This is a genomic window from Actinomycetospora sp. (assembly GCF_055612215.1).
The window spans coordinates 1-5,169 of record NZ_JBVPVA010000592.1; the positions used below are offsets into that span (position 1 = coordinate 1).

The following is a 5,169-nucleotide window of genomic DNA, read 5'->3' on the forward strand; positions in this document are numbered from 1 at the left end:
TCACCCGGGCCACCCAGATCCGCAAGCTCCGGATGCCCGCCCCGCGCGTCGCGGTCGGCGAGGCGGTGGCCTGACCCTGGCCGTCCGCACCCTCGTCCTCGGGGGGACGCGCTCCGGGAAGTCCGCGTGGGCGGAGTCGCACCTCGCGGGCGGCGAACTCGCCCGTACCCCAACGCGTCCTCGGCGGACGAGGACGGGCCGGGGCCCGAGCCGTCAGGCTGTTGTGCTCAACCCGGCCCACCGGTACGCACTCGCCGGGACCGGCGCGCCGACGCGGCGGGTGTCGGGTCTCGCGGCGCCGGCTACACCGGACTGTCCACGTGCGGGTCGGTCTGGACCTGTCCGCGTTGTGCGGCCAAGATCGCTGCCCACCGCGCTACCGATGTCGCCGATGTCACGGCCGCCATCTACTCCTCAGGATGCTCCGCCTACCTGGCCACCCTCACTTACTATGCGCCGCAACTGCTCTCGAGTCCTCCGGGGCACTCTGGGACGTCTGCTTCGACGCCTTCCCGTGGCCGTCCCAGGTCCCGCGCTGCTCGAGCCGCTGGCAGCTACGCCATCCGACGCCGCCCACAGCCGTAGCAGTCGTGGAGCTTCCGCCAGCCGGCGTTGATGATCCGACCTGTGGTCTCCCGCACGTGCTCGCACCAGAACCCGTTGACCCACCGAAAGTGCAACCGGGTCGCGAACCTCAGCCCGCCGACCCTCCACCCGTACTCCATCGGCCCATCGTGCCCAACTGGATTTGACCCCTCGCGCTCGGCCCCTTCTTGCGCCTGGCCGGCACGCTGCGTGGGTTCCGCGGTCTTCGCTTCCCGCTCCTCGTGACGCGAGCGACTGCGGGCTTGTGACTCGCGCCGCCTGCGCGGCGCGGTCGGCACGCCGTGCCGGTGGGAGGAGGTCCGCATTGTGTCGATAACGGCAACGCTGGGGCACGGCTGGCGCTGCCCGATAGGGCGGACGCGTCCATCGTGTCGCCCTGCGAGAGTCTGCGACGAGGGAGGCCGTGCCCGCGATCAGCGAGGTCTCCATGAGCGCCGTCGACGTGCGACGGTCTCCGTCGGAGAATCGCTTGGTGGCCGGCCAGGGGGTTGCCGCTGCACCCCACATCACGTGGACAGCCACGAGCCGGGTCGGGGCCGTTAGCCGGCGACATCCGCGGCCGGCCGTGGCCGGGGGCCCTGGAGCTCTCCCCTTCTCCGACGCCCTCCCCGGCCGGGTAGAGGGGGCCGGGGCCTTCGGTGATGGAGCCCGGGGTTCACGGTCGGAGGGAGATCGGTCTGGACGGGGCCCAGTTCCTCCGGCGGGCGCAAGGGCGGCGCATTCCGACTGTCAGGTCACACCTTCGGCTAATGGCGCGGCGAGCCGCGAGGCCCCGACGCTCCGGGCCTTGACACCGCGATAATGCGTGTAGGGCAGCTGTTCGGGGTGCTCGATCTCCGCCTCGAGCAGCGCCTGTGCCATCGGCCTATGAGGCGGTCAACCTGCTGGTCACGGGGTCAAGCGTGACCCCGCGGTGGCGATCGAGGCGCAGCTGAGTCGTGCCCCTACAACGACACGTGACCGGTCCCTGGACACCACGTCGCACCCGAACGTGGTCAACGAGCTCCTGCCCGGAGTAGTGACCGCCGCGCCGTGACCGTGCACACCCCACAGTAGGCTTGCGGGGTTGAGCCGGAACGATCTGGAGCGGCGGGCCGTTCAGCATGCCGTGAGCTCTTGGACTGCAGCGACACGTCGCGCACTCGCCGTCCTGCTAGCAGTCGCCGCTGTGGTGTGGGTGCTGGTGGATAAGGCGGTAGCCGAGGGCCCGACGCTGGTGGTGCTAAGCGCACACCACGGCGTCACCGCCTCCGACTTGCTCTCGGTCGCCGCGATGGGGCTGGCCGCGATGGTCTGGCCGTGGGGCCTTGCGCGACGCCCGAGAGGTCGCAGCGGCTCACGCACGGATCGAGGGTGACGGCTCGGGTCGTGTGACCGGTGTCCGTCATCGCTGGTCCTCCCCCCGGGACATGCCCGGAGCATCAGGACCGGGTACACCGAAGATTAGGTCAGTCCCGCTTTGTGCGGTCGAGGCGAGACTATTGCCGCAGGTCTTCCTCTGGGTGGTCGTGGAGGTAGGTCGCAAGCTGGCGGCGGAGGTCATGCAGGTTCCACCAGCGGGTGCCGTCGTCGCTGACGCGGGCGGGGGTGATTATTTCCGCGTCGGCCCACTTGTGGAGCTGCTGCGGCTTGGCTCGTAGTGCTTCTGCGGCGGCGGCGCTGTCGATCAGTGGCCGGGGGTCGTCGGTGGCGCTCATGGCGGGCTCCTTGAGGAGAGTCGGGGCAGGGAGCGGGTGTTGGCCGGGGATGTCGAGCAGATGTTTGCACCGGGACCGCGGCGGGACGTTTCGACGGCTCTACGTCAACGAACATCAGGGCCGCGAAAGGACGTTGCGGGCGGTTGATGATGAGAACTAGCGTCGGCCCGACAGCCCCATCAAGCGGTCGTCCCCCGGAGACCCTCTAGCGACCTGAGCCTCCGTGGCCCTCGAGGTGCGCCGAGGTTGTCCGGTTGCGGTGTGCTTATGCCGCGGCGCGCAGGTCGGCGGGTGCCGCGTGCGGGCGCCTGATGGTGCCAGGGTCTCGCGGGTGACGACGGTGCGCGGGACCGCGGGGTCGGCCCGCCGGACGAGCCCGGTCGCCGGCCACGTGATCGCGGCGCGGCGGGCGGTCGCCGCGACGCTGGACCGCCCGCTCGCGTCGTACTACATCGTCCTCGGTCTCACCGTGGTCCTCGCCGGTCTCGGGCTGGTCATGGTGCTCTCCGCGTCGTCGATCGACTCCCTCGCCCGCACCGGCAACCCCTACGGCGTCTTCGTCCACCAGGTCGTCTACTGCGCCGCGGGCGGGGTGGCGTTCGTGCTGGTCGGGCGGGTGCCGGTGCGGGGGTGGCGCACGGCGAGCCCGTGGCTGCACGCGGGCGCGCTGCTCGCGCTCGCCGCCGTCCTCGTGCCCGGGCTCGGCTCGGCGGCCGCGGGTGCGCAGAAGTGGTTCGTCGTCGCCGGGCTCTCCCTGCAGCCCAGCGAGCCGGCGAAGCTCACGCTCGTGCTCTGGGGCGCCCACGTCCTGCTCGCCCGCCGCGGGCCCGGGGCGGGACGCGGCGCCCGGGGCGGCCAGACCCTGCTGCCGGTGGTGCCGGTCGCGCTGCTGACCGCGGGCCTCGTCGTCGTCGAGCCCGACCTCGGATCCGCGCTGGGCATCGTCGTCGTGCTGTTCGCGCTGCTGTGGTTCGCCGGGGTGCCCGCACGGCTGCTGGGGCTGCTCGGTGCGGGAGCGCTGGCGGCGGTCGGGGTGCTCGCGGTGACCGCGAGCTACCGCCTCGAGCGCCTGACGTCGTTCCTCGGCAACGGCGGGGACGACTCGCTCGGCGCGGGCTACCAGTCCCAGCAGGCGCTGTACTCGCTCGCCGACGGCGGGCTGCTCGGCGACGGGCTCGGCCAGGGCGCCGCGCAGTGGAGCTACCTGCCCAACGCCTCCAACGACTTCATCTTCGCGATCCTCGGCGAGGAGCTCGGCCTGGTCGGCGCCGTCGCCGTGCTCGGGCTCTTCGCCCTGCTCGGGTGGGTGGGCCTGCGGATCGCCGCGCGCACCGTCGATCCCTGGAACCGCGTCGTCGTCGCGACCCTCACCGTCTGGCTCGTCGCCCAGGCCGTCATCAACATCGGCTACGTGCTGGGACTGCTCCCGGTCACCGGCATCACGCTCCCGCTGATCTCCGCGGGCGGCAGCTCGGTGATCGTCAGCATGGTCTCCCTCGGGCTGCTGGCCGCGGCCGCCCGGGACGAGCCCGACGCCCGCGTCGCCCTCGCCCGCAACCCTTAAGGCCTGGCCTTGACTGGGACAGCTTGGCAGTGTGACCGGTCCACCCGGGCGGTTGTCGCCGGGCGTCTGGCTCGGTGGCATACCGATGCTCCGGTGACCCCCTGCTGCAAATCTTGTCGTTCATCGACACTTGGAGCGTTCTTTCGAGCGGAGATTGAGGGCTCTTCCGGATTCAGATGCCAGAGGTCCGCAGTGCAGTAGGGAGCGCGAAACCACGCCGACGATGTCGTCGAGGGCGTCGAACAGGGCGGTGATGATGCGCGGGCAGATGCGGGTGGCGCCCCGGGCCGGCAACTCGCGGCGAACCGCGGCGGTGAACCGGGCCAGTCCCATCCGCCGGGCCGGGGCGAGATCACCGCCGTGGCTCTTATGCAGCGCCACCGCCAGCGCGGCGTACCACGACGCGGATGCCAGCGGCTGGCCGCGGCCTCGAGCGCGGACGACGCCTGAAGCCCCGGTGGTCCTTTCTCGCCGGAACCGTGAGCCGGACGATCACCCGACGGGGCCGGCGCGTTCCGGCCCGCGCAGCTGGCCGCAGCAGGCGAAGCTGTGGAAAGCACAGGTGCCGCGATCGGTTCGGCTCGGCGACCTCGCCGCCTCGATCGCCGGCAAGCGATCCGCCCGGGCGCTGGTCACTGCCCGGTTCAAGGAGCCGGCCGGCGGCGTAGGCCGCTGCGGCGGTGAACACCCGGTGGGCGTAGTCGTCGGAGGCGTTGTAGGACAGCACTGCAGCGGTCCAGCCTGGGCCCTGGCCAGGTCGCGGCGCCCAGCGCACAGGTAGCGGCCCGCGGTGACCGCGGCGTCATCGGTCATCGACCTGGTCATGGTGGACGAGGCGCACCGCGCGTCGTTACGTCGCCCCTATCTGAGTGGTCGCCGGCTCCGGTGACGATGCCGGCGATGAGCGGCACCGCTGACGGGGCCGGCGGGCCACCTGGCCACGTTGCGGGCTCCGCAGCGGGCCCCCGACGACGGGGTTGGTGGGCCGGGACGCGGTGGTGCGGCCATCAGCGACCGGTGTCGGTGTCGGTGTCGGTGTCGGTGTCGGTGTCGTGGGTGAGCTGTTGGGCCAGCCGGCGGGTTTGGTGGATCAGGATGGCCAGGACCGCGAGCAGCTCCAGCGCGATCAGCGCCGCCAGCAGATGTGTTCCCGCGGCGGGTAGCCCCTCACCGGCGGCGGTGTCGAGCAGCCACAGCCCGAGACCGGCCCCGGCGAGCCCGCCGACCACCAGGCCGGCGGGCATCCGCCGACGGGCTGGCGCCGCGCGACCGGTTCGGCGCTCCGGTAGTGACCGTGGCGCC

Annotated in this window: 5 protein-coding genes; 1 reads left to right on the forward strand and 4 read right to left on the reverse strand. The window is 72.1% G+C overall.

All coding sequences use genetic code 11. From position 1 onward, the window contains the following. Nucleotides 1-1,335 precede the first annotated feature (1,335 nt). Nucleotides 1,336-1,467: a hypothetical protein gene (locus AC0CYZ_RS16190; protein WP_472217119.1), complete on the reverse strand. Its 132-nt coding sequence runs from the start codon at nucleotides 1,465-1,467 to the stop codon at nucleotides 1,336-1,338. Nucleotides 1,468-2,084: 617 nt separating this feature from the next. Next, entirely contained in the window at nucleotides 2,085-2,303 is a 219-nt protein-coding gene (locus AC0CYZ_RS16195; RefSeq protein WP_472217121.1) for a hypothetical protein, read from the reverse strand. A gap of 331 nt (nucleotides 2,304-2,634) precedes the next feature. Here AC0CYZ_RS16195 and ftsW point away from each other — a divergent pair, with 331 nt between their 5' ends. Continuing rightward, nucleotides 2,635-3,867, forward strand: a complete 1,233-nt coding sequence (gene ftsW, locus AC0CYZ_RS16200) for a putative lipid II flippase FtsW (protein ID WP_472217123.1) — start codon at nucleotides 2,635-2,637, stop codon at nucleotides 3,865-3,867. Between the two features lie 120 nt (nucleotides 3,868-3,987). Here the strand turns inward: ftsW and AC0CYZ_RS16205 are convergent, their stop codons facing one another. Beyond that, entirely contained in the window at nucleotides 3,988-4,248 is a 261-nt protein-coding gene (locus AC0CYZ_RS16205) for a hypothetical protein (protein WP_472217125.1), read from the reverse strand. Between the two features lie 626 nt (nucleotides 4,249-4,874). Beyond that, on the reverse strand, nucleotides 4,875-5,169 hold a 295-nt coding region (locus AC0CYZ_RS16210; RefSeq protein WP_472217127.1), incomplete at its 5' end, for a hypothetical protein.